23 protein-coding genes, 1 other RNA gene and 4 pseudogenes are annotated in these 26,273 nt (G+C 38.7%); 14 read left to right on the top strand and 14 right to left on the bottom strand.

Going from position 1 to position 26,273, the window contains the following annotated elements; translation table 11 throughout:
- Positions 1-54: 54 nt before the first annotated feature.
- Genes ACSLFW_RS11855 through ACSLFW_RS11840 form a run of 4 tightly spaced genes read right to left on the bottom strand, consistent with a single transcriptional unit; the run spans position 55 to position 1,846 of the window.
- Positions 55-435 (bottom strand): hypothetical protein, encoded by a 381-nt coding sequence (locus tag ACSLFW_RS11855; protein ID WP_436555921.1) that lies wholly within the window; start codon positions 433-435, stop codon positions 55-57.
- Positions 436-437: 2 nt separating this feature from the next.
- Complete coding sequence (locus tag ACSLFW_RS11850) at positions 438-812, bottom strand: hypothetical protein (protein ID WP_436555920.1); 375 nt, start codon at positions 810-812, stop codon at positions 438-440.
- Positions 772-1,539, bottom strand: coding sequence for a hypothetical protein (locus ACSLFW_RS11845; protein WP_436555919.1), 768 nt, complete (start codon positions 1,537-1,539; stop codon positions 772-774). The genes ACSLFW_RS11850 and ACSLFW_RS11845 overlap by 41 nt, the downstream gene beginning before the upstream one ends.
- Positions 1,490-1,846, bottom strand: a complete 357-nt coding sequence (locus ACSLFW_RS11840; RefSeq protein WP_436555918.1) for a hypothetical protein — start codon at positions 1,844-1,846, stop codon at positions 1,490-1,492. Before ACSLFW_RS11840 ends, ACSLFW_RS11845 begins: the two co-directional genes overlap by 50 nt.
- 518 nt (positions 1,847-2,364) lie before the next feature.
- Here ACSLFW_RS11840 and aroB point away from each other — a divergent pair.
- The 6 genes and pseudogenes from aroB to ACSLFW_RS11810 all read left to right on the top strand — a co-directional run bounded on the left by aroB (position 2,365) and on the right by ACSLFW_RS11810 (position 7,238).
- A complete protein-coding gene (aroB, locus tag ACSLFW_RS11835; protein WP_436555917.1) occupies positions 2,365-3,432 on the top strand; it encodes a 3-dehydroquinate synthase in 1,068 nt (355 codons plus the stop codon).
- A 58-nt stretch (positions 3,433-3,490) separates the two neighbouring features.
- The gene (locus ACSLFW_RS11830; protein WP_436555916.1) at positions 3,491-3,670 is read left to right on the top strand and encodes a hypothetical protein; all 180 of its coding nucleotides are present in this window, start codon (positions 3,491-3,493) and stop codon (positions 3,668-3,670) included.
- A 52-nt stretch (positions 3,671-3,722) separates the two neighbouring features.
- Entirely contained in the window at positions 3,723-5,123 is a 1,401-nt protein-coding gene (locus tag ACSLFW_RS11825; RefSeq protein ID WP_436555915.1) for an arginine decarboxylase, read from the top strand.
- 129 nt (positions 5,124-5,252) lie between these two features.
- A pseudogene (locus tag ACSLFW_RS11820) lies at positions 5,253-6,223 on the top strand (deoxyhypusine synthase family protein).
- A 9-nt stretch (positions 6,224-6,232) separates the two neighbouring features.
- Positions 6,233-6,445: a hypothetical protein gene (locus tag ACSLFW_RS11815; protein ID WP_436555914.1), complete on the top strand. Its 213-nt coding sequence runs from the start codon at positions 6,233-6,235 to the stop codon at positions 6,443-6,445.
- A gap of 316 nt (positions 6,446-6,761) precedes the next feature.
- Positions 6,762-7,238, top strand: a complete 477-nt coding sequence (locus ACSLFW_RS11810; protein ID WP_436555913.1) for a DNA-deoxyinosine glycosylase — start codon at positions 6,762-6,764, stop codon at positions 7,236-7,238.
- A 74-nt stretch (positions 7,239-7,312) separates the two neighbouring features.
- Here the strand turns inward: ACSLFW_RS11810 and ACSLFW_RS11805 are convergent, their stop codons facing one another.
- The 4 genes and pseudogenes from ACSLFW_RS11805 to ACSLFW_RS11790 all read right to left on the bottom strand — a co-directional run bounded on the left by ACSLFW_RS11805 (position 7,313) and on the right by ACSLFW_RS11790 (position 12,329).
- Entirely contained in the window at positions 7,313-7,828 is a 516-nt protein-coding gene (locus ACSLFW_RS11805; RefSeq protein WP_436555912.1) for a DinB family protein, read from the bottom strand.
- Between the two features lie 136 nt (positions 7,829-7,964).
- Positions 7,965-10,548: pseudogene (locus ACSLFW_RS11800) on the bottom strand (phosphoenolpyruvate carboxylase).
- A gap of 78 nt (positions 10,549-10,626) precedes the next feature.
- Positions 10,627-11,106: an Lrp/AsnC family transcriptional regulator gene (locus ACSLFW_RS11795; protein WP_091140893.1), complete on the bottom strand. Its 480-nt coding sequence runs from the start codon at positions 11,104-11,106 to the stop codon at positions 10,627-10,629.
- Between the two features lie 68 nt (positions 11,107-11,174).
- Entirely contained in the window at positions 11,175-12,329 is a 1,155-nt protein-coding gene (locus tag ACSLFW_RS11790) for a M14 family metallopeptidase (protein WP_436555911.1), read from the bottom strand.
- 303 nt (positions 12,330-12,632) lie between these two features.
- Between ACSLFW_RS11790 and ACSLFW_RS11785 the strand changes: the two genes are divergently transcribed.
- Positions 12,633-13,055, top strand: a complete 423-nt coding sequence (locus tag ACSLFW_RS11785) for a helix-turn-helix domain-containing protein (protein ID WP_436555910.1) — start codon at positions 12,633-12,635, stop codon at positions 13,053-13,055.
- Between the two features lie 179 nt (positions 13,056-13,234).
- Here ACSLFW_RS11785 and ACSLFW_RS11780 read toward each other — a convergent pair whose 3' ends face one another.
- Complete coding sequence (locus ACSLFW_RS11780; protein ID WP_436555909.1) at positions 13,235-13,783, bottom strand: 1-acyl-sn-glycerol-3-phosphate acyltransferase; 549 nt, start codon at positions 13,781-13,783, stop codon at positions 13,235-13,237.
- A gap of 57 nt (positions 13,784-13,840) precedes the next feature.
- Here ACSLFW_RS11780 and ACSLFW_RS11775 point away from each other — a divergent pair, with 57 nt between their 5' ends.
- Positions 13,841-14,506, top strand: a complete 666-nt coding sequence (locus ACSLFW_RS11775) for a spermidine synthase (RefSeq protein WP_436555908.1) — start codon at positions 13,841-13,843, stop codon at positions 14,504-14,506.
- 120 nt (positions 14,507-14,626) lie between these two features.
- Here the strand turns inward: ACSLFW_RS11775 and kdsB are convergent, their stop codons facing one another.
- Both kdsB and ACSLFW_RS11765 read right to left on the bottom strand, forming a co-directional pair.
- The gene (gene kdsB / locus ACSLFW_RS11770; protein ID WP_436555907.1) at positions 14,627-15,367 is read right to left on the bottom strand and encodes a 3-deoxy-manno-octulosonate cytidylyltransferase; all 741 of its coding nucleotides are present in this window, start codon (positions 15,365-15,367) and stop codon (positions 14,627-14,629) included.
- Positions 15,368-15,482: 115 nt separating this feature from the next.
- A pseudogene (locus ACSLFW_RS11765) lies at positions 15,483-16,905 on the bottom strand (ATP-dependent DNA helicase).
- A gap of 300 nt (positions 16,906-17,205) precedes the next feature.
- On the opposite strand from ACSLFW_RS11765, the gene ACSLFW_RS11760 reads away from it, so the two are divergent.
- Together ACSLFW_RS11760 and ACSLFW_RS11755 are read left to right on the top strand one after the other, a co-directional pair.
- Entirely contained in the window at positions 17,206-18,021 is an 816-nt protein-coding gene (locus ACSLFW_RS11760) for a DUF3822 family protein (RefSeq protein WP_436555906.1), read from the top strand.
- Positions 18,018-18,566, top strand: coding sequence for an RsmD family RNA methyltransferase (locus ACSLFW_RS11755; RefSeq protein WP_436555905.1), 549 nt, complete (start codon positions 18,018-18,020; stop codon positions 18,564-18,566). Before ACSLFW_RS11760 ends, ACSLFW_RS11755 begins: the two co-directional genes overlap by 4 nt.
- A 42-nt stretch (positions 18,567-18,608) precedes the next feature.
- Here ACSLFW_RS11755 and ACSLFW_RS11750 read toward each other — a convergent pair.
- Positions 18,609-20,392: pseudogene (locus ACSLFW_RS11750) on the bottom strand (TonB-dependent receptor domain-containing protein).
- A 395-nt stretch (positions 20,393-20,787) separates the two neighbouring features.
- Positions 20,788-21,792: an alpha/beta hydrolase family protein gene (locus tag ACSLFW_RS11745; protein ID WP_436555904.1), complete on the bottom strand. Its 1,005-nt coding sequence runs from the start codon at positions 21,790-21,792 to the stop codon at positions 20,788-20,790.
- A 288-nt stretch (positions 21,793-22,080) separates the two neighbouring features.
- Here ACSLFW_RS11745 and ACSLFW_RS11740 point away from each other — a divergent pair, with 288 nt between their 5' ends.
- A complete protein-coding gene (locus ACSLFW_RS11740; RefSeq protein WP_436555903.1) occupies positions 22,081-23,454 on the top strand; it encodes a sensor histidine kinase in 1,374 nt (457 codons plus the stop codon).
- A 2-nt stretch (positions 23,455-23,456) separates the two neighbouring features.
- Positions 23,457-24,137 carry a response regulator transcription factor gene (locus ACSLFW_RS11735; protein WP_436555902.1) on the top strand — a complete coding sequence of 227 codons (681 nt, stop codon included), beginning with the start codon at positions 23,457-23,459 and terminating at the stop codon, positions 24,135-24,137.
- A 91-nt stretch (positions 24,138-24,228) separates the two neighbouring features.
- On the opposite strand, the gene rnpB is transcribed toward ACSLFW_RS11735, so the two are convergent.
- Positions 24,229-24,541: RNase P RNA component class A (rnpB, locus tag ACSLFW_RS11730), an RNA gene on the bottom strand.
- 299 nt (positions 24,542-24,840) lie between these two features.
- Between rnpB and ACSLFW_RS11725 the strand changes: the two genes are divergently transcribed.
- Positions 24,841-25,152 (top strand): hypothetical protein, encoded by a 312-nt coding sequence (locus ACSLFW_RS11725; RefSeq protein ID WP_436555901.1) that lies wholly within the window; start codon positions 24,841-24,843, stop codon positions 25,150-25,152.
- The gene (locus ACSLFW_RS11720; RefSeq protein ID WP_436555900.1) at positions 25,153-26,223 is read left to right on the top strand and encodes a DNA topoisomerase IB; all 1,071 of its coding nucleotides are present in this window, start codon (positions 25,153-25,155) and stop codon (positions 26,221-26,223) included.
- Positions 26,224-26,273 lie beyond the last annotated feature (50 nt).

Raw genomic sequence — 26,273 nt, 5'->3', positions numbered from 1 at the left:
AAAAATGTTAAAAGCAATAATAGAAGAATTCCGGTTTTACAATTCATCGTTGTTTTAATTCTCAATCACTTCATCAATTATCCATACTCTTTTCACCGGATATAAGGTTCCGGAAGCAGCATTATCGGCCACGTAAATAGCAATCGTGTAGTTGTCATAATAAAACTCAGGATTTTTTTTGTTTTGCAAATTTCCTTTAATTTCCCTGTTAAGATCTGCTATACTTGTAATCTCTTTTTTTATTGCTTTATATTTTACTTTTTGCTTTGAAGCATTTTTCGCAAAATATTTAAAGGATTGGTTGTCAATATAAAAACATTTGTTTTTAAACGACATATTTTTATCTACTGAACTAAAAACCAAAACAACTTTCTTCTTCTGTGCGTAAACTGAACAGAAAGCCAAAAACATTGTAAACAAAATTATTTTTCTCATGATTAATTACAGTTAGTGCTGCTATTATCAAAGTTTATTATCAGTGTATTTATATTTGATTTTTCACTTAAAGTCAAATTATTCCATGCAACTGTATTCTTAAGGCCTTCCCAAGACAATGCATCGTAAAACGCTTCACTATGAGCATTATTATCGTAATCTCGTAGTACCTGTTTAACCAAGTCTCTATAGCTTTGCGCCATCATTTGATGTTGTGCTGACGACGGTGTTTGCCCGACCGGAATATTCCATTTATATCTCATATAGTAATCATATAAACCAGGATAACTGTCTTTTATTTGAATAATCTGTGCTTCGGTAAATTGAATATTTGGTTCATCCGCAAACAGATAATAGCTTCCTGAAGATTTCCGCATGTATTAATTCATGAATAAAAGTTCTTGCTATTGAAAGACCTGGTCTATTCAAATTATTCAAGTTGAACTGCAACTTAATTAGATAATTTTCTGGCGGTGTAGTTTGGGCATTAACAGTAGCTGGAAGAGAACTAATTGCTTCAATCTTTAAATTTGCTACAGAAAAATCTCCATCAAAATTATGCAAATAATTCTGAAAAGCAGGTGCTTTTCCCAATTGAGTATAAACTCCATATAAGCACGGATTATTGACAAAAGTAGGATCTAAAATTATTTGGTAAGGTATATCTGTTTCACCTCCGCTAGTTACGGAATTTATGACTTCGGCACAAAATGGTATAATATCCTGTGAAAATTCCTTTTCAATCATGTAATTAATAATTGCAATCTGCAAATTAGCACCCAAATCTACCAAATTACCTAAATCAATCGCAAGTAATGCCGCTTTTATTTTTAGCTTAACAGCCGGTGCATATTCGTTTTCTTCAAGGTAATCAATAATATTTTGCTGTGCTTCATAATTCATTTGCTTAAAAAGTTCCGAATCAGGGCTTCCAAGCCCTTTTATAAATATTATACTTCTTGCCGGATAATTGGGCATTACTGAAATAGGCGATCCATCTCCTCCGCTTCCGCTTGTTCCACCCGGACCTGAGCCTCCTGGATTTGTAGGATTGTTACCTGCCGACCCATCTGAATTTCCCAGTTCCAGTAGCAGTAGTGCCACCCATATGACCAACACTAATCGAACCATTGCCCCAGAATACGACGACCCAGTCGCCAATTATTATCTTTACACATCGATTGACTCCATTTTCATACTGTACAACTCCTTGAAAGTTTTCTTGATTATCATAAATTTCCAAGTCCCCGGTGAATGTTTTTAAATCAAATGCTTTACTATCATCAAGCATATTGTACTTAAAGATAAATGATTTATAGTAACCGTCTTTCTCATATATATGAAGGTTTTCCACATAAAAATCTTCATAATCGGTAAATTCTTTTTTGATGTTTATGCTATATGATTTCATACCATCTCCATAGATGTATTCAAGAATATTCTCTAGGTCAAGATTTAAATTAAGAGGCTCTCTAGCTTCCGTCCTTGTCGCGATCGAATTATCCAGAAATCCATAATCTTTATTAAACTCCTTGATAGCGGGAATTAAAAATGGTAGTTCACTAATTGGTTTATAAACAGTTGATGTTGTTGGTCAACCACCGATTCCTCATACAAATCCTTTTGACATCCTGAAAGCGAAAAAAGTATTAACAGAATAACTAAATTAAGTAATCTTTCAAGATGTGTTTTCATAGTAGGTTAGGTTTTAATATTTCGAATATACCAGCTTTATTAATACCTTTTACAAACCATCATTAAATCAGGTATTTATACGTAAGTTGTTTCTTTCAATAAAAAGATATTTACTTGCAAATTATATTACTCAAGGTTAATATTGATTATGTATTTTCCAGTAAAAAGTTAATTTTAAAACAAACTAAATCTTAAAAAGCGTTACTTTGCCTATCACAAATTTTACCTTAATATATGCAGCCCATTTCCGCCAACGGTTACGAAATTCATTTCAATGAAAATGCTTATGAAGCACTCAATTCGCATTTGCGCAACAACCGATATTCGGGTATTTTCATCATAACCGACAGCAATACGAACGAAAATTGCCTGCCGGTTTTACTGCCGAATTTAGAAACGGAACTCAAGATTGAAATCATCGAATTCGAATCGGGCGAAACCAGTAAAAATATCGAAACCTGCATAGAAATCTGGAATGTCCTTACAGAAATGGGCGCCGACCGCAAAAGCCTTATCATTAACATTGGCGGCGGCGTAGTGACAGATTTGGGTGGATTTGTCGCTTCGACTTTCAAGCGCGGCATTGATTTTATTCATATTCCGACAACTTTGCTCGCGATGGTCGACGCTTCCGTCGGAGGAAAAAACGGCATCGATTTAGGAAATTTAAAAAACCAGATCGGCGTGATCAATGTGCCGGAAATGGTTTTAATTGATACAAAATATTTAGAAACGCTTCCGCAGCATGAAATGCGCTCCGAACTCGCCGAAATGCTAAAACACGGACTCATTCATGACAAAATTTACTGGCAGCAATTCCTTGATTTATCGAAGATCGATTTTGCAGATTTTGACGCTTTGGTATATGATTCCATTCTCATTAAAAATGAAATCGTAACCAAAGATCCGAAAGAAAACGGCATCCGGAAAGCACTCAATTTCGGGCATACATTAGGCCATGCGATTGAAAGTCATTTCCTTGCAGATGAAAGCAAGAAAACGCTGCTTCATGGCGAAGCGATTGCGGCCGGAATGATTCTGGAAAGCTTTATTTCATTGAAAAAAGGACTGCTGACTTTCGCCGAATACAACGAAATTAAATCGACCATAAACAGCATTTACGAACGCATCGATTGCAATGAAAATGACATCGAAGTCATCAAAGAATTACTGATTCACGACAAGAAAAACGAGTACGGGAAAATCCAGTTTGCGCTTCTTGACGGCATCGGCAACATAAAAATCAACCAGGAAGCCGAAAACGAACTGATTCACAAGGCTTTTGCCGATTATAAAACTTAGTATTTTTTTAATACAAAATGATTGGATTACGCTAATATTATTTTTTACATTTGCGCTAATGAACAGAAACCGAAATACGATGCATAAAGCCAGTGCCGGCAACGAAAGTAAACCTTATCCAAACGGGATTTCGTTGTGTTTTTCGGCCGCAAAAGCCGCGATGCATTTTGAACTGTTCCAATATTCAACCAACTATCACGAAAAATTACCCATTATTTACGCCAACATCCGGGTTTGAACTTTAGATTGATTTATACCTTTAAATTTTAATCTAAAAACTTGATAATTAAATGAATACGAAATATTTCGACCTTATTAACCAGACTTATTATTTCCCGCAGGAGGAATTTACGCTCAACAAAGACAACCACCTGCAGTTCCACAACATCGATTTGATGAAACTTGTTGAAGAATACGGCACTCCGCTTAAATTTACTTATTTGCCGCAGATTTCCAACAACATCAAACGAGCCAAAAATTGGTTCAGGAATGCGATGGAAAAGAACAAATACGAAGGCAAATACTACTACTGCTATTGCACTAAAAGCTCCCATTTTGAATATGTGATGAATGAAGCTTTCAAGAACAATATCCATATTGAAACGTCCTCGGCATTTGACATCAATATTGTTGAAAACCTTTTGGCGAACGGCAAAATCAATAAGAGCACTTATATTATATGTAATGGCTTCAAACGCGACCAGTACATCACAAATATTGCGCGTTTGATCAACAATGGTCACAAAAATGCCATTCCGATCATCGATAATTATGAAGAACTCGATTTGCTTCAGGCAGAAATTAAAGGAAAATTCAAGATTGGAATTCGTATTGCCGCTGAAGAAGAACCAAAATTCGAGTTTTACACCTCACGCCTTGGCATTGGATACAAAAATATCGTTAGCTTCTACAAAAGGCAGATTCAGGAAAACCCGAATCTGGAACTGAAAATGCTGCACTTTTTCATCAATACCGGAATCAATGATAACGCGTATTACTGGAACGAATTGGTGAAATGTATTAAAGTGTACATCGCCCTCAAAAGAGAATGCCCGACGTTAGACGGACTCAACATTGGCGGCGGTTTCCCGATTAAAAATTCACTGGCTTTCGAATATGATTACCAGTACATGATCGACGAAATCATTAATCAGATCAAGATTGCATGTGAGGAAGCTGAGGTCGATACACCTAATATTTTCACAGAATTCGGCTCGTTTACTGTTGGCGAAAGTGCCGGCGCCATTTACCAGGTTTTGTACCAAAAGCAACAGAATGACAGGGAAAAATGGAACATGATCGATTCGTCTTTCATCACCACTTTACCCGATACATGGGCAATTAACAAGCGTTTCATCATGCTTGCAATCAACCGATGGAATGACCAATATGAACGCGTACTTTTGGGCGGAATGACCTGCGACAGCGACGATTATTACAATTCAGAGCAAAACATGAACGCGATTTACCTGCCAAGATATAATAAAGAAAAACCTTTATACATCGGATTTTTCAATACCGGTGCCTATCAGGAAACGATTGGCGGTTATGGCGGATTGCACCACTGTTTGATTCCGCAGCCAAAACACGTACTGATTGACCGCGACGAAAACGGCATTATTGCAACCGAGGTTTTTTCGGAAGCACAGACCGCAGACGACGTATTGAAAATCTTAGGCTACAACAAATAATATAAGAAATTTAGGTAATTTCATAAACCGTAATTTAGAAAATTTATTAATTTGCGACAGTAATTTGAATTTCGGGTTGCAGATTTCAATGAAAATACCGCCAAATTATACAAACACAAACAAACTAAAATGAGTAAAGGACCAATTAGCCAGTTTATTGAAAAGTATTACCTGCATTTCAATGCGGCAAGTGTTGTTGATGCTGCGAAAGCGTATGAGCAACAATTACAAAACGGTGCCAAAATGATGGTGACACTCGCCGGCGCGATGAGTACGGCCGAGTTAGGAAAGATTTTCGCCGAAATGATCCGTCAGGATAAAGTGCAGATTATTTCATGCACGGGCGCGAATCTCGAGGAAGATATTATGAATCTGGTGGCGCATTCACACTATGAAAGGGCTCAAATTACCGTGACCTTACACCGCAACAGGAATGGGATTTACTCGAAAGAGGATTGAACCGCGTGACTGATACTTGTATCCCGGAGCACGAAGCGTTCCGTCGTTTACAGAAGCACATCTACAAAATCTGGAAAGACGCTGATGATGCAGGCGAAAGATATTTACCGCACGAATTCATGTACAAAATGCTGCTTTCAGGCGTTTTGGAGGAATATTACGAAATTGATTTGAAAGACAGCTGGATGTATGCCGCTGCAGAAAAAAATCTGCCGATTATCGTTCCGGGTTGGGAAGACTCAACGATGGGAAATATTTTCGCTTCTTATGTGATTAAAGGCGAAATCAAAGCATCTACGATGAAATCCGGAATCGAATACATGACTTTTCTTGCTGATTGGTACACTAAAAACAGCAGCAACGGCGTTGGATTCTTCCAGATTGGCGGTGGAATCGCAGGGGATTTCCCAATTTGCGTAGTGCCGATGTTGTACCAGGAATATGGAAATGCACGATGTACCGTTCTGGAGTTATTTCTGCCAGATTTCTGACTCGACGACCAGTTACGGTTCTTATTCCGGAGCAGTTCCGAACGAGAAAATAACGTGGGAAAATTAGATATCAATACACCCAAATTTATCATTGAATCAGATGCCACGATTGTTGCGCCATTGATTTTTGCTTATTTATTAGACCTATAATATTGTTTTATGAAGAGAGTTATTGTTGACTACGCCAAACTGACCAATGAAATCCTGAACCTTCTGGTTGAGAAATTCCCTGACGGCTATGACGATTCGCACATCGTTCGCTTTAAAAATGCGAAGAATGAGCTTATTGAAGCAGTTGAAGTAAGAACCGAAGACACCATTTACCTTGTAAAAGTGAGTACCAAACTGGCTTCCCGCTTAGAAAAATCTTGACGACGATGATATCGATGACGTTGTAGAACCAATCGACGCTATCAAAGGAATCGACATCGATGACGAAGATGCCGTAAACGATGATGACGATGACACTGACGAAGATTTAGACAAACCGGATCTTGATCCTGATGATGACGATGAAGACGGCGACCGCGATGAGCCAGCCGACTTTGACGATGAGGATGACGAAGATGATGACAAATAATAATATTTAAAGGAACTCAATTGGGTTCCTTTTTCTTAAAACATTTCTACTGAACCATTAAGAAATTAATGTTCATTAAGCAGAATGTAAAATTCTTAATGGTTTAAAATGATAAGTTCCTTTCCTCCTTTTGTAAATGAAGACTCCGAAATTCTTATTCTCGGCACAATGCCCGGCGCGACATCATTGGCAAAGCAGGAATATTACGGATTCAACCAAAACGCATTCTGGAAAATCATCTATTCTGTTTTTGCGGAATTGCCGGTTGCCGCGACTTTTGATGAAAAGAAAGAAGTACTGAAGCAAAACAAAATTGCCGTTTGGGACGTCCTTGAAAATTGCGAAAGAAAAGGCAGCCTTGACATTCACATCAAAAATCACAAGGAAAATGATTTTGATACTTTCTTTTCTGAATATCCGAAAATCAGGAAAATATTGTTTAATGGAAAAGAAAGCCACAAATATTTCTTTAGGAAATATGGGCAGATTGAAGGTTTAGAATACCATGTGATGCCTTCAACAAGTCCGGCCAACACTATGACTTTTGAGAAAAAACTCGAAGCGTGGAAAATGGCCTTAATTTGACAGCTCTTTATTTTTTATTTGCCACGAATTAGCACAAATTAATTCGTGTTAATTCGTGAAATTCGTGGCTACCTTTAAAGATAACGTTCTTTATAAACTTTTTGGTGGTGTTTTTGATGTCCGATAATTACGAAACCCAAAGCGCGTACCGACATTTCTTTTCCTGATGCCGTGCCGGTTTCTGAAAGCATTTCCGCAGAAAAACTCTTGAAAAGCGCCAAAGTTGACTGTCTTACGGTTGCAAATTCGCTCAATAGATCCTGGACACTTCGATTGTTGGCCAAAGCATTATCCACATATTCATTTTCGTCGAAACTGGCTAACGGCGTCTTGTCTTTTCTGGCAAAACGCAATGCGCGGTAAGCGAAAATCCTTTCAGCATCAATCAGATGCAAAATGATATCTTTGATTGTCCATTTTCCTTCCGCATAGCGGTAATCGAATTTGTCCATCGGAATATTTTGTACAAAACGAATAAAATCGTGCTGCGAAATCTCAAGTTCTTCAATAAGGTGAACATTTTCTAAAACCTGGATGTAGCCGGCATAAGCGGCTGCGTATTCATTGACGGGAAGTTGGTTGGAGAACATTTTAATGAGAAAATTAGTTAATGAGAAAATGAGATAATTATTAAATTGCGAATAGCGAATTTAATCATATAAGCCCAAATTGTTGTAAAATCCGCTAATGAATTTTCTAATTTTCTCATTAACTAATTATCTAATTCTATGCTGAGTTCCTACTCGCATTGATATTCCCGAAAAGGGAGCGTGTCACAATCTTTTCATAATCAGCAATCAGCGATTCGTCAGGATTTTCAGTTTGATTGAGTTCACGGATTTTAAGCAGTGCATATTGCTGAATCGTCAATAACGGCATCACAATATGTTCCCGCATTTCAATGGAAGCTTTTCCGTCGGGATAATTTTCCATCAGCGTTTTATGCCCGGCGATTTTTAGCAAAAGTCGGCGTGCTTCCTGAGATTCATCAAAAATGATTTGCCAGAATTCACCAAATTCCGCATCATCTTTCATATAAGCCGTCAATGGAAAAAAGATTTGGCAAGCGACATCATACTGTTTTCAAGCAAAGTCCGGAAGAAAAGCGAATTGTCATACAAGTTTTGAATTTCGTCCCAGCGGTCGTTTTCCTCAAAATATTTCAAAGCCGTTCCGACGCCGAAAAATCCGGGAACATTCTGTTTCATCTGGCTCCAGGCCCAACAAACGGAATTGCGCGCAAATCTGAAAACACCAATTCATCGCCACTATTTCGTTTTGACGGACGGCTGCCAATATTGGCTTTTCCGTAATAGTTGAGCGTACTCATTCTTTCTAAATATGGAATGAATTTCGGATGTGCCTTGAATTCCATGTATTTATCATAACCTTTCTCAGCAAGTTCGTCGAGAATTTTCTTGTCTTCAGCCGAAAGTAAATTTTCGCCTTTGTTAAAAACGTGATTTGTAACCCCAGCGCTCAAGAGGTTTTCAAGATTATAACGACAGGAATCCAATGTTCCGAAATTAGAACTTATCGTTTGTCCCTGAATCGTGATCTGGATTTCTTCACTTTCAATTTCCGAACCTAATGAGGCGTAGAATTTATGTGTTTTTCCGCCGCCACGAGCTGGTGACCGCCGCGTCCGTCAAAAAAGACGACTTTAATGCCATATTTCCTTGAAATTGCCGTAATGGTTTCTTTGGCTTTGTAAATGCCCCAATTCGCCATTAAATAACCGCCATCTTTCGTTACCGTCAGAAAAACCGACCATTACAGTTTGCTTGTTGCCGCGGCGTTTGAGGTGTTCCATATAATAATCGGTCGTGTACAACTGTTCCATGATTTTCCAGGCTTTCTGTAAATCATCGACAGATTCGAAAAGCGGCACAATATCTACGGCCGGATTTTTCCAACCTGTCATTCGTATCATCGCATAAGTTTCCAACACATGCAATGCCGATTCATTATTGCTGATGACGTAACGATTCGAACCTTGTTCGCCATTTCTTTCCTGAATGGTTTTCATGGCACACATCGATTCTAAGGTAGATTTTGCGATTTCGTCACTGCAGTCTTCAGGATTTAACTTTGCATCGGCTTTTCCTATGAATTCAATTTTCTCGGATTCATTCAAATCGAAATAATTATCAGGATAAATCCCGGCAGATTTTACCTTCAGGCACGACAGCAATTGCGGAAAAACTTTGTCATGAATTTTACTGTTCTGACGGATATCGAGCGACGCAAAATAAAATCCGAAGAGGTTTATTTTATTGATCAACGCGTCTAAATCGTCCAAATAAAGTGACTGATGTTGGTTGATTATGATGTCCCGAATGGCATTTAATTGCGATTTAAATTCTGCTAAAGTGATATAAATTTCTCCTTTAGAATAGAAAACTGATTTATAAAGTTTTTGTTCAATATTAGTAACTAAAGTATTTACATTAGAGAAAGTTAGCTTTCTTTTCAATTCGCGTATTTCAAAATAATAACACTTCAGAATAATCATCCGTAAACGGTCTGCAACCTGCAGCGTAATGTCAGTCGTAACAAACGGATTTCCGTCGCGATCACCGCCCGGCCAGAACCCAAAACCTATCAACGGATGCGTCGCCCTTTCGCCATCAAAGAAATTTTTCTGCAGGTAACTGACCATGTCACCCGCCGTTTTGTAAAACACATTTTCAAGATACCAAATCAAGCTGACCGCTTCGTCATATGGCGTTGGCTTTTCTTTTTTTATGAAGGGCGTTTTACCGAGTTGTGACAAAAGCTGTTTGATTTTTAAAAGGTCGTTTTTGCGAACGGCTTCCGTTAAATCGGTTATGATACCTAATACTGATCCCGGGTAAAATTGTGTCGGATGCGCTGTCAATACTGTCCTTACGTTAAATTCTTCAAGGAAATTCCGCAATTCATCTTCTTGTCCGTTTGAATCAGCGGTTTCTTTAATATCACGTAGCGAACCTTTTCCTTCAAGATTATTGACAATCGGAAAAGCAGCGTCTTCAATGGCATCAAACAAAACCACCTGGCGTTCAATATATTGTATAAATCGAAACATCAAATCTATACGCTCCTTCTCAGAAGCTTTATCGAGGAATTTTTCAGCAAAAAGATCAAATATTGCTGACGGACTTTTACCTTCCTTAAATCCATTCTCACAGATTTCTGTAAATAAAGGCAGCAAAACGCCCGTATTGTCAATGGCGTCGAATGGCAGCGTAATAAAAACGCTGTTGTAAATATGATATCGGGAAAGCACATTCTGGTTAAAACGCTCGATTTTCGTTGGAGTATACATGGCTCGGAATTTTTCCATTAAGTTAATAAAAAAACCTCCGTCTTTCAACGGAGGTTTCAATATTTTTAACGAAAACGATTACATATTTTTGAAAATCGTATGCATCAATCGCTTTTTATCGTTGATGCTTTCTTCGAGTGAAATCATGGTTTCAGTTCTGTAAACACCTTCGATGTCGTCAATCATGAAGATTACATCTTTTGCGTGCTTGGTATCTTTTGCGCGGATTTTACAGAAAATATTGAATTTTCCTGTAGTCACGTGCGCTACGGTGACGAACGGAATTTCGTTGATACGCTCCAAAACAAATTTGGTTTGCGAAGTATTGTTCAGGAACACACCTACGTAAGCGATGAAGGAATATCCTAATTTTTCATAATCAAGTGTCAATGAAGAGCCCATGATAATACCGGCGTCTTCCATTTTCTTTACCCTTACGTGCACGGTTCCTGCCGAAATCAAAAGTTTTTTAGCGATATCAGTAAACGGAACTCGTGTATTGTCAATTAACATGTCTAAAATCTGGTGATCTACCTCATCTAAGCGAAACTTACTCATAACTTTTGTGTTTTGTTTTATTATCCGGTGTTTGTCGTACAAATCAACAGGACTAACAGCTACAAATACTATGATTGTACAATTCCATTGCGGATTTGTACGCTTTCGCCTATAAAAAAATCAGCTTTTTGATTAAGTTGAAGCGAATTTTCGGTGAAATTTTTGAATGATTGTCCATTACCATCCAATTCCGTATGCCCGACATTTTCTTCTAAATCGCCAATTTTAACAACAAAAGCGTTAAAAAATATTTGATTATCTATTAATTCTTCATTGAATTGTGCAGCAAAATTGATGAATTTATCTGAACTATCATAATTTATTTTGATGTTTTTATAAACAAAATCAAAAAATCGCGGATTATTTTGCGGAATATTCACATAATCTTCAAAAACGTTATCAACTATAACGTTTTCGTAAATTGAGTCGAACGCTGATAATAATGCAAAAAAGATGAATTTACGCGTTTCTTCTCTTTCATAATCGCCCTGAAAATGTCCGGCTTCAAACAAGATTGTCGGTGTCCCCGCATGTTGGAACGTATCCCCAACACAATTCAGGTTAAATCCGTCATCGAACCGCCCAACCTGACCAGGAATGAATTGCTGGAGCGTGTTGTTCATCGCAACGATTACGCTAACAGCCTTTTCACGAACAGCATTTATATTTCTTTCTTCATCGTAAGACGGCGCCAAAAAAGACACCGTTGCAGGTTTATTGGTGTCTCCGACTCCAAAAATCGTCCGTTGGTCATGCATATTGAAGCAGAAATCAGGCTCAAAATCATTATAAGCCCTGCGAAGTACAATACTTTCGGGTTGCGATAAATCCTGGGCATCGCGATTTAAGTCGATTTTGTTGGCATTCACGCGTGTATAGGCCTCTGCTCCGTCGGGATTCAGTATTGGAATTATGCAAAAGGAAAAACGATTCAATAAATCCTTTGCGATTTCGGCATCACTTTCGAGCAGATTAAAAAAATCCAAGAGTGCTTTTGTAGTCGTTGATTCGTTGCCGTGCATTTGCGACCAGATCAGAATTTTGATTTTTCCTGAACCAGATTGACAAGAATAAATTGGTCTTTCAAGTACTGATTTTCCAATGACTGCCACTTTTATTTTTTCGGAAAGTCGATTCAAAATCGGCTCGATATGGTTTAGCGTAATGTACCGTTCGGAGATTTTCTCTTCTTTAAACTGATTGTAAATTTGCTCGAAATTCATAAGTGTGTTTTTACATTTACAAAAGTAAACAACTTTGGTTTTACAATTGTACAAGCATCGGTATTTCAAAAAGTTTATAATTGTAAACAAAAAATAATGATGCGGCAATGAGTACATTAAATCATATATTAAACACTATTAAATTACATATTAAATATTTTAAAATCAATATTTTAAATTTATTTATTTGAAGTTAAATTAAATATAAAGCTATCGATTTTAATTAATTTACAGTTGTAAATAGCTTCCATTCATTTCTTTTATTTACATTTGTAACAATACAGTTTCAATTTATAATTTACAATGGTAAACGCCGAAGATTTCATAAAACGACTCGAAATTTTACTCGAATATTACAGCCTGAATGCTTCTTCATTTGCCGATAAAATTGGTGTGCAGCGTTCGAGCCTTTCCCATCTCCTATCGGGAAGAAACAAACCAAGCCTGGATTTTGTAATGAAGATTTCAGAGGAATTTGCAGACATAGATTTGTATTGGCTTTTAAATGGAAAAGGTTCGATGTTAAAAAATGCAGCGGCTTCTGAAGAAAAAATCACAGCGCAAAAACCACAGGAAAATTTTGAAAATGCAGAAAGCGTGACAACCGATAAATCTGTTTCAACAACAAACCATCTTCCCTATTCTGAAATTCCGAATACGGAGCAAATTGAAAAAATAGTAGTGTTTTACAAAAATGGTACCTTCAAAAATTATATCCCGAAGTGACCAAAAAAGAAAACCCCAATCCACGTCGGATTGAGGCTTTCAGAACCAATAAAACAAACACAAAAATCTATATCGTTACAGCATTGCTGATTTTGTCGTTTTCAAAAGAGGCTTTTCAGTGCCGCTCTTTCAATCATTTACGCAGATTTTTTGAGTTTGGATTTATACAGATGTTTTTTTTACAAATTACTCTTTTCGGGAAATTTCCCTTTTACGCCGATAAAATGGCTTTCCAACTTACGGAAATCATCTTCAATATCACCTGTCGGATAAAATGCCGGAGCGACATTGACTTCTTTGCTGCCATAATCAAACGCAATTGGGATAATCGGAACATCTGCTTTTAAGGCGATGTAATAAAACCCGGTTTTCCATTCCGTAACTTTTTTTCTGGTTCCTTCGGGTGCAATCGCCATACGGAAAACACCACGCTTTTTGAATATATCTACAATTGCGTCTACGTTGTTGCGGCCTCCGCTTCTGTCGAGTGGCTCACCTCCCATCCAACGGAAATATCCTGAAAATGGAAACTTAAATAATTCCTTTTTCCCGACCCAATGCATTTCAAGCCCGATAATGCCGCGCGCGAACAGTCCGGTGAAAAAATCATTCCAGCTGGTATGCGGTACGACAATCATGACGCTTTTCTTGATACTGGCGTCCATTGATCCGGTGATTTTCCATCCCATCAGGCGAAAGAAAATCAGTTTATAAATCTTGCGTTTCATTCCACAGAAATTTCCGTAAAAATAATATTTATCGTTTATTTGATAAAATTATCCGAAGTGCTCAAAAAATGGCTTAGTTACCTTATTCCGATTACCGTTTTCGAAAAAAAGTCGGAATGGAGTAAAAATATTGAAGTGACATGGAATAATGGCGAATTAGTGATGGATTCCAAAAACACCAATTATTCCTACGGCAGTTTACAGCGCATCCTTCGAAAAGGCCTTAAAAAAATAGGCTATGACCGGATAATTGCCATGGAAAATATTCTGGTTTTGGGCGTTGCCGGCGGGAGTGTCATTAAAACCATCACCTCTGAAATCAACTACAAAGGCAGGATTACCGGCGTTGACATTGACGAAAATGTAATTGCAATCGCCAATAAATATTTTGCACTTGATAAAATCCCGAACCTGGAAATCGTCATCGATGACGCCTTTGAATTTGTACTCAAAACAAAAGAAAAATACGATTTGATCATCATCGACATCTTTCAGGATACGACAATGCCGAATTTTCTGTTCGAAAGTTTTTTTGTAAGAAGGATTGGTTTTTTACTGGCTGAAAATGGCGTTGCGATGTTCAATACGATGCTTTTAAATCAGGAAGACAACATCCGCAACCAGCATTTTATTTCGGAACTAGAAAAACTCAATTTGAAAACCACGATTATACCGAGAGTAGAACAGCACAATGAGTTGATTCTTTTTGAATTAGCGAATTAGCGAATTTGGCAATTAGCGAATTCATTGTTGCATTAAAAAATCTTACCTGGATTATTGTCAGACATTGCCCATTTTTGTTTTCAATATGCGCATTCGCTAATTTGCTAATCATCTCATTCACTAATTATCTAATTTTCTAATCATCTCATTAGCTTTCTCTAAATCTTCCGGCGTGTCAATTCCGATTCCGACATGAGAAGTCTCGACCATTTTGATTTTCTTACCAAATTCGAGATAGCGCAATTGTTCAAGTTTTTCTGAAGCCTCAAGTGATTTCATTGGCAAGCTGTAAAAATCCAGCAAAGCCTGTTTGCGAAATGCATAAATACCAATGTGGCGGAAGTAACGAACACCAACATTCTTTTCTCTTGGATATGGAATTACAGAACGCGAGAAATACAACGCAAAACCGCTTTGGTCAACGACAACTTTGACGTTATTCGGATTGTTGATTTCGGTTTCATCAGTAATTTCAAGCATCGGCGAAGCCAAATCAATCTGGCGGGCTTCATCCTGCTTAAAGACTTCGATAACTTTTTCGAGCGGTTCTTTATTAATGAAAGGCTCATCTCCCTGAACATTTACCACAATATCTACATCCAGATATTCTACCGCTTCTGCAATCCTGTCGCTGCCGGATTCGTGTGCTTTGATGCTCATGATGGCTTTTCCGCCATTGGAAATAATTTCATCGAAAATAAGTTCAGAATCTGTTACCACAAATACATCATCGAATAATTTTGTTTCGATTGCAGCTTCATAAGTGCGTGTGATGACGGTTTTTCCTCCTAAATCCTGCATTAATTTTGCCGGAAATCTTGTTGAGGCGTAACGCGCGGGAATGACGGCGATTATTTTCATGGGTTTATAGTTTACGGTTAACGGTTAACAGTGACAACAGAAGTTGAAATACTCAGACTGTTATATTGGCAAATTTAGTAAACTGTAAACTGTAAACCGTGAACTGTTAACTTTTTTACTCCTCAAAACGCTCATCCTTAAACCCAATCAGATACAACTTATCCTTCGCCCGCGTAATCGCAGTATAAAGCCATCTGATGTAATCACGATCAATGCCGTCAGGCAAATAAGGTTGTTCTACAAAAACCGTATTCCATTGTCCGCCTTGTGATTTGTGGCAGGTTATAGCGTAGGAAAATTTTACCTGAAGTGCGTTGAAAAACTCGTTTTCCTTGACTTTCTGGAACATCTTGTATTTGGTGGTTTCATTTTCGTAGTCTTTCATGACTTCCTGATAGAGGCGATTCGATTCTTCGTAAGTCAGCGATGGCGATTCGCTCGTAATCGTGTCGAGCAGCAAAACCGTTTCAAACGGAATCTGCTGCGGATAATCAACCATGCGGATTTAACTTTCGAGAATTTGAATCCGTAAATTTCCATAATCCCGAACATTTCGAGCACTTCGATGATATCGCCGTTGGCAATGAATCCGGCGGCATCGGTATCTTTAAGCCAGAAATAATTGTTTTTGACTACCATCAGGAAATCGCCGGTTGACAATTCGCTTTCTTTATCTAAAATTCGCGTACGGATTTGCTGATTATAAGCATTTGCACGTTTGTTCGACCTAACGATAAAAGCCGTGTCTTCAATGCTGTAATTGCTGTAAGACGAATTAATCGCATCCTGAATATCATAACCATCTACAAGGCGGACAATGTCTTTAAATCCGTTTAGATTGAATTTGAAATCTTCGTAAAAATCTGCTGCAAGGCAGTCGCGCAATTCGGTGGCATTCATCAGAATTCCGAAATTTCTTCCTGGCGCATGACTTCGTCGAGTTCGATGTGCCTGATTTGCTTATCGTAATTGCGGTACAGCGAATCAATGTCGAGTGCAGGCGAAATATCAAGATTTACCGGAGGCAACTGCGCCGTATCGCCCAAAAGCAGCATTTTGCAATTGGTTCCGGAATAAACGTAGGAAATCAAATCGTCAAGCAGTGAACCATTCTCATACATTTTGCTTTCTGAATTTGTATCTGAAATCATCGAAGCCTCGTCTACAATGAAAATAGTGTTCCTGTGCTTGTTTGGCTGCATTGTGAAACTCACGCCGCCGCCACTGTTTTTCTTCGGGAAATAAATTTTCTTATGAATCGTGAATGCAGGTTTTTGCGAATAATTCGCGATGACTTTCGCCGCACGGCCAGTTGGCGCTAACAACACATATTTCTTATTGATTTCGGCGAGGTTGTTGACTATAGCCGAAATAACTGTGGTTTTTCCGGTACCGGCGTAACCTTTGAGCACAAAAATTTCGTCATTTTTTTCGTTGGTGACGAATTCTGCCACCATTTGAAAAAAAATATCCTGCTTGTAGGTCGGATTGAACGGGAAATTCCGCGTTAATATGTTGTAGAACTGGCGCGAGTTCATTTTTTGTATTTAAACCGCAATGTAATAAGATTTTTTCTCGCGAAGACGCAAAGGCGCAAAGTTTTGCAGATGGTTTCAAAATTATGGAAATGCGAATTTTCAATTTAGCCCCGATAGCAGCAAAATAGCTTTTGTGTCTCGTTTCTTTAACGAGACGCAAAACTACTGCGGATAGCGGGTTGTGAATGCCATTGTGCGCACGAAGTTTCTGCTCCTGAAAAAAATACCGATTTAAATTCTATATTTTGTGCTTTCGGCTTTTGACTTTCGACTTTCGACTTAAAATCGTAAGTTTGCGCCATGTCTAACAATACGAACATTACCGAAAAGAATTACCGGAAACTTGTACTGCAAGTTGGCCTTGGCGGATTTTCGTATGCCGTTCGTGACACGCTCAGCAGCCGGATTAAGACGTTAAAAACGATAGATTTTGGCAGTTTTTCGGGTTCAAAAGTGGAAGAATTGTACTGGAAAGCGTTTTTAGACAACAGCGATTTGACGCGGCCTTATGATGAAATCGTAGTTTATCACAACAACAATCTCAACACTTTTGTGCCGACGGCTTTGTTTGACGAGGAATTGGCGGGCAGTTATCTGCAATACAATACCAAGGTTTTCGAGACTGATTTTTTCGCGTTTGACGCCATTGCGAACCAGGAAATGAACAATGTTTATATTCCGTATGTGAACATCAACAATTATCTGATTGACCAATTCGGGTCGTTTGAATACCGGCATGTGAACAGTATTTTGGTTTCGAAATTGCTCGATTTGTCGAAAAATAATGATGAAAAGCAGGTGTATGTGCATTTTGCGGCAGAATGCTTTGAAATTATCGTTGTGCAAAACCAGAAATTGCTGCTTTTCAATTCGTTCGAATATAAGACCAAAGAAGATTTTATTTACTATTTGCTGTTTACGGCAGAGCAATTGAATCTGAATCCGGAATATTTTAAGCTGCATCTGCTTGGCGCGATTTCGGAAGACAGCGAGTTTTACAAAGTCGCCTACAAATACGTGCGCAACGTCGATTTGCTTGACACATCTGTGATGCAGCTTTACAATGACTTTTCCAAAGCGGAAAATTTGAAGCATTTTATACTTTTCCAATCGTGAGAATCATTTCCGGCAAATTTAAAGGCTGCCGCCTGACCGCACCGAAGAACCTTCCGGTTCGCCCGACAACCGACATGAGCAAAGAGGCGCTTTTTAACGTACTTAACAATCATTTCAGTTTCGACGGACTTAAAGTGCTCGATCTTTTCGCCGGAACAGGCAATATCAGTTACGAATTCGGTTCGCGCGGCAGCGATAATATTACTTGCGTTGACGGGGATTTCGGTTGTATAAAATATATCAAACAGGTCGCGCAGGAATTCGATTTTAATATTGCAGCGATTAAAAGCGATGTTTTTAAATTTCTCGAAAAGAGTAATTCTTCTTACGATATTATCTTCGCCGATCCGCCGTATAACTTACCGCAAGCAGAATTTGAGAAAATCGTTTTGCTGATTTTTGAACGCGAAATGCTCGACGAAGAAGGCATGATGGTTATCGAACATTCAAAATATACCAAACTCGACCACATGGAACATTTTTCGTTTCAGAAGAATTATGGCGGCTCGGTTTTTTCGTTTTTTGAGTTTGCTGAAGAAGAGTAGTCAGATGGCAGGTTTCAGGTTGCAGGCTGATCAGTGAACACTTTATTTAATTCTCGACGTACTTTCATTCACCGCTTTTTCCGAAACTTCAAAGTCCTTCACTTTCCCAAATGTATATTTCAAAGCTATTGAAAACTCTGAAGTATCGGTGTAATATTTAACTTTCGAATTGATTCCGGTGATGTTGTAATCTTCGTAAAAATTGCTGTTTTTAAATATGTCATTCCAACTCAAAGTACAACTGAAACCATTGCTAAATGTCTTTGAAATTGCCGTATTCATTACGAAATAAGCATTTCTTTTAATCGCTCCGACATTATTTTCTGTGATACCGTAGCCACTGACTGAAAAAATCAGGTGCTTTGGAAATGCAAAATTCTGTGCTGAATAATAGTATAGAAAAGGATCCGATTGGAAGTTTTCAGCCGTCGGATCTTCTACTTTCGCAAGTGAAAAGAATAGCATATTTTCACTCGACCACAAACCTTTTTTGAAAGGTAGTCCAAACTCAATGTTATAAGCCGACTCTTTTTCAGGTTAATCGGTTTGAAATTCAGTTCCTGCATTTCATTATAAGCAAAAGTAAAATATTGCGGATTGGAAGTTTTATAATAATTCAACTTTACATATTTATCTCCGAATTGTAAATTGCACGAAATATCATCCGTAATTGAAGGCTTTAAATTAGTATTTCCGGCGTAAGTGAAATACGGATTGGCGTAAAGCGATGTTTGTCCAGTTGAAGAATAATCAGGACGCGCAATGTTTTTTGCATAATTAAAACTTAATGTTTTTGTGCTGTCAATCGCAAAATCTATTTGCAATTTTGGAAATAAATTAGTGTAATTACGATTTTTATTTGTGATGTTTAAAAATTCGTCTTTGCCTTTCAGATTTGTGTTTTCGGCACGGATTCCGGTTGAGTAACTCCACTTTTTGTATTTTCCTGAAAGCTGGATATAAGCAGCGGCATTCGTCTCGTTTTGAAGGTAATCAGCCGTTTCTCCAACATTATTTTCATAATTGAACTGCGTATATTTGGTTTTCGTATGCGCTGCAAGCCACAGCAATCCGGTTTCGAATTTCAATTCATTTTCAAAAGTCTTTTCGAAATCCGTTCGTGCAGAAAATACATTAATACGAAATTCCTGGTCGCCAGTTTGCGTAGGATTGAAACCAGATTCGTTGTAATTATTAAAAATGCGGCTTTCAGAATTTTGCCTGAAATCTGAAAGCTGTATTCCGGTAAACAAATTGGCCTTGTTGCCCAGTTTCTTATTGTAATTACCAAAAGAATTGAAAAAATTGCGGTTGGCGTCGGTAAAATTCTGTGTTTGAACATTATTCGCATTGTCATTTTGAGAATAAAAAGTCGTGGCATCAATGTCGTTCAGGTCCTTACGATATTGATTCGCTACATTAAAAGACAAAAAATCATTGTCATTAATCTTATACAAAATCCCGATGCCGGCGATATTCTGCGGGCGCTTGTAATCGTCGACAACTAAAAATTTCGATTCGATATTTTTGTCAGGAATGCTAAATTCGTTGCCGTTGCTTTCCCAAGGATGCAATTGGTTATAATTGAAAGTTGCCCTGATTTCAAGTCTCTTCCGTTGGAATGAGCTGTTGAAACCCAAATAATTATTGAATGATTTTTTAAAAGCTGCAGTTTCCGAAAATGTGGTTTTGAAACCTTCTCTCCTGCCCGATTTTCGTGTAATCAGTACAACGGCGCGCCCTTCTGCCTCATATTTTGCCGACGGATTCGTGATGATTTCAATCGTCTTAATATCGGCGACAGCCAAAGCATTCAAATCGTTCATCGTGATTTTCTGGTTGTCGAGGTAAATCAATGGCTCGCCTTTTCCTATTACCGACAGGCTTTCCTTATCCGAACTCACGATAATTTTAGGCAGTTTCGACAAAACGTCCACCGCATTCGGGATATTTTCAAAAACAGAATTGGCAAGATTGATTTTGATGTTTCCGTTTTTATTCGTGAATGCTTGTTTTTGCCCTTCAATCACAACTTCCTGTAAATCTGTTGCCACCGAATCTTTCGGGATTTCCGTCTGCGCGGATGTCGTCGCGATTGTGAACGTTAGGAATAAGCCGGGAATTATTTTTTTCATAATCAAAATTTGAATTAGGTAGCAGATAGCAGTCGGCAGATTTCAGGCTGCAGTCTGCCATCTGCGGTCTGATTACTTAACACCGATCACTGAACACTGTCTTCCAGCCAAATCAGCCAGTCCTTCGCTACTTTATCCCAATTATAAATTTCATAATTCGGCTTTCGTTCTTCATTTACGGGAAAAAAATTATGATCCAGATTTGGGTAATCGATGAAAGTAAAATTACTTTTCTTCTCGCGAATGGCTTCAATCCGGAACAAATCGTTGTACGGTGAAGACCAGTCTTTCGTGCCATAAGTCACCAAAACCGGAATCTTCAGATGGCTCAGGTTTTCATTCTGCGGCTGTGAAAAGTCAAAAGTCGTTTTGAAACTGTCGCCGCCGTTGAAACTGATGCTTTTGGAATTGTCGACAACCGTTTTCCAGTAATCAATTGTGTTGCTGCCATCGTGAACGGAATCGTTTTCTGTAAATCTTGATTGCGCCAGAATGCTCATGATCCTGCCGTACGGATTGCCGCCGGAATAAATCAGGTGCGTGATTTTTTTGTTGGTTGCCGCCATTTTTACAGCGATGGAACTGCCTTCGGAATGCCCGGCGACGACCAGTTTCCGATTGCGCACCCACCGTTCTTTGGCGAGCTGCCGAAGGATGAAGTTATTTCTGAACACATAATAATCAAGGTAATTGCGTTCTATATAACCTTTCGGCGGGATTTCATTTTCGATGTCTTTTAAATACATAAAATCCTTTCCGAGTTTGTTGACGTCTGAAATAATCGGCACAAATGGCTTTCCGACAATCACGATATGAAAATCATTCAAAAACGGATTTTCATCAAAAGGCAAAGTGCCGTAAAGTCCTTTTTCGTCATATTTTACAACAGGTTGCGGCAGACTTCCCTGGCAGAAAAAGAAAAGTGGTTTCGGAATTCTTTCTTCGCCTTTCTTCGAAATCACAATCACATCAACCGGATCATTCTGGAATTTAAACTGCAAATGGCGGTAGCCGTAATCTTCGGGGATTTTCTGTGAATACGCGTAAACTTTGGAAATTAAAAGCATGGCAATCAGTATTAAGTTTTTCATCCTAACAATATCTGCAGCAAATTTGCCTTTAAAAATCTGTTCTGAAAGTTAATCGTAGGTTAATGGTGGGTTAATGTGCGAAATTGGTTGTAAAATCTGTAAATTTGGTGTCGAAAATCGGAGGCTGAAAATTGAACGTTGAAGGTTTGAAATTGAACGTTGGAGGCTCGAAATTCAACCTCAGAGGGTGAAAATTGAGCCTCGAGGGGTGAAAATTCAAGGTTGAAGGCTGAAATTTCAAGGTCAAAGGTTAAAAATTGAATGCCAAAGGATGAAAATCGTAATTTAATGAAACAAAAAATAAATGTGCTGATTGCATTTTCTGCCATTGTTTTGATTGCACTTTCGGCGATGCAATATTATCTGGTGAAAACGGCTTACGATTATAAAGTCGAGGAATTCCGCGCCGAAATCAAAGACAAAATCGCAAAGATTACCAACGATTACAGCGACATCGATTCGACGATTTTCAATAAGAAAGATATTTACTACAAACGGCTTGCCGAGAATTATATTTACGATAAAGGCACGCGAGCAATGATCAAAAAAGCGCTACTGTCAAATGATTTCAAGGCGGAACTCACCCGAAAACTCCAACAGGAATTCAATCAGGAAATTCCGGATTTAAAACTTGATTTTGCAATTGTGCTTAACAAATTCGTGATTTACGAAAACACAAAAGCAGCAGATACTATTTTTGCTGAAAAACCACTCATCGGCAATAAATTATACGGCGATTTAGCGTCATTAGACGATGCTTTTTTGGTGCGCAATTACGTCGGTACAACCAGCGGAATCGCCAATCACGAAAGAATTTCTTCTGATTACAAATTGCTTACGGAAGACACGCTTTACGTTTCTGTCGCCAATTGGGAACAGATTATTGTGAAGCGCATGGCGACGATCTTCGTGTTCGCGATTTTCTCGATTCTTACATTGATTACATTGTTTGTTGTCGCCATAAAAGCATTAATCCGCCAGAAAAAAGTAAGCGATGTAAAAACTGATTTTATCAATAATATTACGCACGAATTGAAAACGCCGTTAACCACTTTGTCAGTTTCTACTAAGATTTTGGAAAGAAAGGAAATCCGCGAAGATGACGCTGCGTTTCAATCGATTGTAGCGACCATCGGAAGACAGAACAATCGCCTGCAAAGCCTTATCGACCAGGTTATGAGCAATTCACTCGGTCATTCTGAAATCGAATTGCAGAAAGAAAAAGTAGCTGCAAATTCGCTTTTATTACAAATCGTTAATGATTTTAAAGTCGCGCATCCGACAGTTCAAATTGATATTGATTTTCCTTTAAACGAAACTAATCTGACGCTCGATAAATTCCACCTGACGACTGCAATTGTCAACGTTCTGGAAAATGCGATAAAATATGGCTGTAGAAATATTTCGGTGAAAACTTCCATCGATAATAATCTGTATAACATCAATATTCAGGATGATGGCATCGGCATTGCAAAGAACAAGCAGCTTCATTTGTTTGAGAAATTTTACCGTGTAGAGCAAGGCAATCTGCACAATGCAAAAGGACTCGGACTCGGATTATATTACGTCGACCAGATCGTAAAAGCGCACCAGGGCACGATAAAAGTCGTAAGCGAACTTGGCAAAGGCGCTGCATTTAATATCAGTATTCCATCAATTTAAAGATGAAAAAAGTACTGCTTGCCGAAGACGACGCCGACTTTGCAGGCGTTCTGAAACAATACCTTGAATTATACGGATTTAGCGTAACCGTAACCGAAAATGGCGAAGAAGCGCTGCAGGTTTTCCAAAAAGAAACTTTCGATATTTGCGTTTTCGATGTAATGATGCCGAAAATCGACGGGTTTACATTGGCGGAAAAAATCATTAAAATCAATCCGGAAATTCCGTTTGTGTTCCTCACCGCAAGAAAACTCAAAGAAGATAAAATCAAAGGCCTTAAACTCGGTGCCGACGATTACATCATCAAGCCTTTTGAAGCAGATGAAATGGTCTTGCGGCTCAATAACATCTTAAAAAGAACGGCTAAAGCAACTGCAATTCCTGATTTGGGCGAAATAAAAATCGGTATTTATACTTTCGATGCCCAACGCTTTGAATTGAAGTCAGAGGAGAAAATCCAACGCCTGACTGAGAAAGAAGCTGCATTGATCCAATTCCTTTACAAAAACAAAAACCAATTGCTCAAACGCGAAGAAATCCTGAAAGCGGTCTGGGGAAACGACGATTTTTTCTCAGGAAGAAGCATGGATGTATTTATCAGCCGATTAAGAAAGTATTTTGGTGACGATGCATCGATTTCTCTGGAAAGTATCCGGAATATCGGGTTGGAGTTTAAGGTGTAGGTTGCTGGGCGCAAGGTACAGGGGGCATTCTAAGAACGAGCGAATAAACCATGAGAATCTATACCCAAACTGAGCCCTAAACCCTGAACCAAAAAAATGCAGACCTGTAAGCCGGATTCTGTATCCCGTCAAAAACGAGACCCTTATCATTTATCTCGCCCCGAAGTTACCCGTGGGATCTATCTTTCTACCCTTCAGCAACGGCCTGGGCTAACCTTAAATGCTGATATACTTGAAATTTCACCGCATAGAGTTTACCTGGTTTCACTACAGCATTACCTGTACATACTTTCTGTTGCACTTGTCCTCCCTCTTGCGAAGTGACGGGCGTTACCCGCTATGCTGCCCTGTGGTGTCCGGACTTTCCTCCATCCCAAAGGAGTGGCGATAAGGCGGTCTGCGGTACAAACTTACAATATTTTGCGGGAATCCTTTGGTAAAATCTAACCACATAGCGAATAGACTTAGCGTCAGTTTGGGTGATTTGCAGAAAAATGAGCCAGCTTTTTCTATAAATCGTATCGAGAAACTTTTGCGCACCACGTTCACGATACTTCATAAAGAAAAGCTACCACATTTCTTTATTCAACTCGAACTGACGTATAATCGAAATAATATAATTTTCTCACAGAATTGTATAACCATTTCAACGTTTCTTAAGTGTAATTTTAATCTACAAAACATAACTAAAAATTATCATATCATGGAACGTCAAATGTATCATTATGCCACGGTTTCAAAGGCTTTGGAAGAATTAAAAGAAAAAGGTTTCACTACAGATTTCAATCTTCAGGAAGATAAAATCATCAATAATCCGGATAATTTCGAAATCTCTCATATTTATCGCTATGAAGGCGAAAGCGATCCGGGTGACGAAGCAACAGTCTACGGCATCAAGTCAAAAGGCGGTGAACGCGGCGTATTTGTTGCGGGCGATTTGTCAATGGGTGAAAAAAGTGCCACGCAAGTGTTAAACGAATTAAGCATCCGCGGCAGACAGGAATCTCAGAATTAAATGAATCGCCTCGAATCAAAGCTCATTAAAATCGGAAGCGACCCGAAAATTACGGCCAAGGCTGTCGGTTTGCGCTATGCGGGAAATTCTGAGAAGGGGTTTTATCGAAAAAAATCAGGCGATAGTTTTACTTATACCGATGAAAACTACAAGAATGTCAGCAATAAAGAAGTGCTGGAACGCATTAAAAAGCTTGTGATTCCGCCTGCATGGGAAAATGTATGGATTTCTCCGTACGAAAACGGACACCTGCAAGTAACAGGAACCGATACAAAAGGCCGCAAGCAATACCGCTATCACCCGAATTGGAATAAAATCCGCAACCAGTCGAAGTTTTTTCGCCTCAGAAGATTTGCCGAAGTAATCCCGAAAATCAGGAAACAAGTCGATAAAGATTTAAACAGAAAAGGACTGCCATTTGAAAAAGTGGTCGCCTTAGTGGTGAAATTGATTGAAATGACGAACATCCGTATCGGAAATGATGCTTACAAAAAATTATACGGCTCTTTCGGACTTACGACTTTGCGCGACAAGCACGTTTCGTTTTCAGGCGAAAAGATCAGTTTTGTATTTGTGGGCAAGAAAGGCGTTCACCATCAGATCAGCCTTAAAAGCAGGAAACTGGCCAATCTCGTTCGGAAATGCAAAGACATTCCGGGACAGGAATTATTCCAATATTACGATGATAACGGCAATCATAAAACGATTGGCTCTGCTGATATCAATTGCTATCTGAAGGAAATCACCGGCGAAGAATTTACCGCTAAAGATTTCCGTTGCTGGGCCGGAAGTGTCAATGCGTTGAAAGCATTTCAGGAAGCCGGTTCACCGAAAAATAGCACTGAAACCAAGCATACCATCATTGAAGTTTTAGATGAAGTCGCTTCGAAATTGGGCAATACTAGAACGGTCTGCAAGAAATATTACGTGCATCCTACAGTAATTGCGGCTTATGAACGCGGTACAATCTTCAACTACAAACCCGGAAAAGGCAATCGAAACCTAAATCCTGAAGAAAAGACGCTTGTTAATTTATTGAAGAAAGAAACGATTGCTGAAGTTGTCGGATAAACAGATAGCAGGTGCAGATGACAGGCAGCAGCGACAAATTCAAATCTACA

Source organism: Flavobacterium sp. 3HN19-14 (assembly GCF_051373205.1).
In the GTDB taxonomy this organism is placed as follows: domain Bacteria; phylum Bacteroidota; class Bacteroidia; order Flavobacteriales; family Flavobacteriaceae; genus Flavobacterium.
This window is presented reverse-complemented; position numbering and strand designations above follow the sequence as displayed.

What these genes read in the sequence shown, in the direction of transcription:
- ACSLFW_RS11855 (WP_436555921.1), bottom strand. Translation starts at nt 435, where the DNA reads ATGAGAAAAATAATTTTGTTTACAATGTTTTTGGCTTTCTGTTCAGTT.
- ACSLFW_RS11850 (WP_436555920.1), bottom strand. Translation starts at nt 812, where the DNA reads ATGCGGAAATCTTCAGGAAGCTATTATCTGTTTGCGGATGAACCAAAT.
- ACSLFW_RS11840 (WP_436555918.1), bottom strand. Translation starts at nt 1,846, where the DNA reads ATGAAATCATATAGCATAAACATCAAAAAAGAATTTACCGATTATGAA.
- aroB (WP_436555917.1), top strand. Translation starts at nt 2,365, where the DNA reads ATGCAGCCCATTTCCGCCAACGGTTACGAAATTCATTTCAATGAAAAT.
- ACSLFW_RS11830 (WP_436555916.1), top strand. Translation starts at nt 3,491, where the DNA reads ATGAACAGAAACCGAAATACGATGCATAAAGCCAGTGCCGGCAACGAA.
- ACSLFW_RS11825 (WP_436555915.1), top strand. Translation starts at nt 3,723, where the DNA reads ATGAATACGAAATATTTCGACCTTATTAACCAGACTTATTATTTCCCG.
- ACSLFW_RS11815 (WP_436555914.1), top strand. Translation starts at nt 6,233, where the DNA reads ATGAAGAGAGTTATTGTTGACTACGCCAAACTGACCAATGAAATCCTG.
- ACSLFW_RS11810 (WP_436555913.1), top strand. Translation starts at nt 6,762, where the DNA reads ATGATAAGTTCCTTTCCTCCTTTTGTAAATGAAGACTCCGAAATTCTT.
- ACSLFW_RS11805 (WP_436555912.1), bottom strand. Translation starts at nt 7,828, where the DNA reads ATGTTCTCCAACCAACTTCCCGTCAATGAATACGCAGCCGCTTATGCC.
- ACSLFW_RS11795 (WP_091140893.1), bottom strand. Translation starts at nt 11,106, where the DNA reads ATGAGTAAGTTTCGCTTAGATGAGGTAGATCACCAGATTTTAGACATG.
- ACSLFW_RS11790 (WP_436555911.1), bottom strand. Translation starts at nt 12,329, where the DNA reads ATGAATTTCGAGCAAATTTACAATCAGTTTAAAGAAGAGAAAATCTCC.
- ACSLFW_RS11785 (WP_436555910.1), top strand. Translation starts at nt 12,633, where the DNA reads ATGGTAAACGCCGAAGATTTCATAAAACGACTCGAAATTTTACTCGAA.
- ACSLFW_RS11780 (WP_436555909.1), bottom strand. Translation starts at nt 13,783, where the DNA reads ATGAAACGCAAGATTTATAAACTGATTTTCTTTCGCCTGATGGGATGG.
- kdsB (WP_436555907.1), bottom strand. Translation starts at nt 15,367, where the DNA reads ATGAAAATAATCGCCGTCATTCCCGCGCGTTACGCCTCAACAAGATTT.
- ACSLFW_RS11760 (WP_436555906.1), top strand. Translation starts at nt 17,206, where the DNA reads ATGTCTAACAATACGAACATTACCGAAAAGAATTACCGGAAACTTGTA.
- ACSLFW_RS11745 (WP_436555904.1), bottom strand. Translation starts at nt 21,792, where the DNA reads ATGAAAAACTTAATACTGATTGCCATGCTTTTAATTTCCAAAGTTTAC.
- ACSLFW_RS11740 (WP_436555903.1), top strand. Translation starts at nt 22,081, where the DNA reads ATGAAACAAAAAATAAATGTGCTGATTGCATTTTCTGCCATTGTTTTG.
- ACSLFW_RS11735 (WP_436555902.1), top strand. Translation starts at nt 23,457, where the DNA reads ATGAAAAAAGTACTGCTTGCCGAAGACGACGCCGACTTTGCAGGCGTT.
- ACSLFW_RS11725 (WP_436555901.1), top strand. Translation starts at nt 24,841, where the DNA reads ATGGAACGTCAAATGTATCATTATGCCACGGTTTCAAAGGCTTTGGAA.
- ACSLFW_RS11720 (WP_436555900.1), top strand. Translation starts at nt 25,153, where the DNA reads ATGAATCGCCTCGAATCAAAGCTCATTAAAATCGGAAGCGACCCGAAA.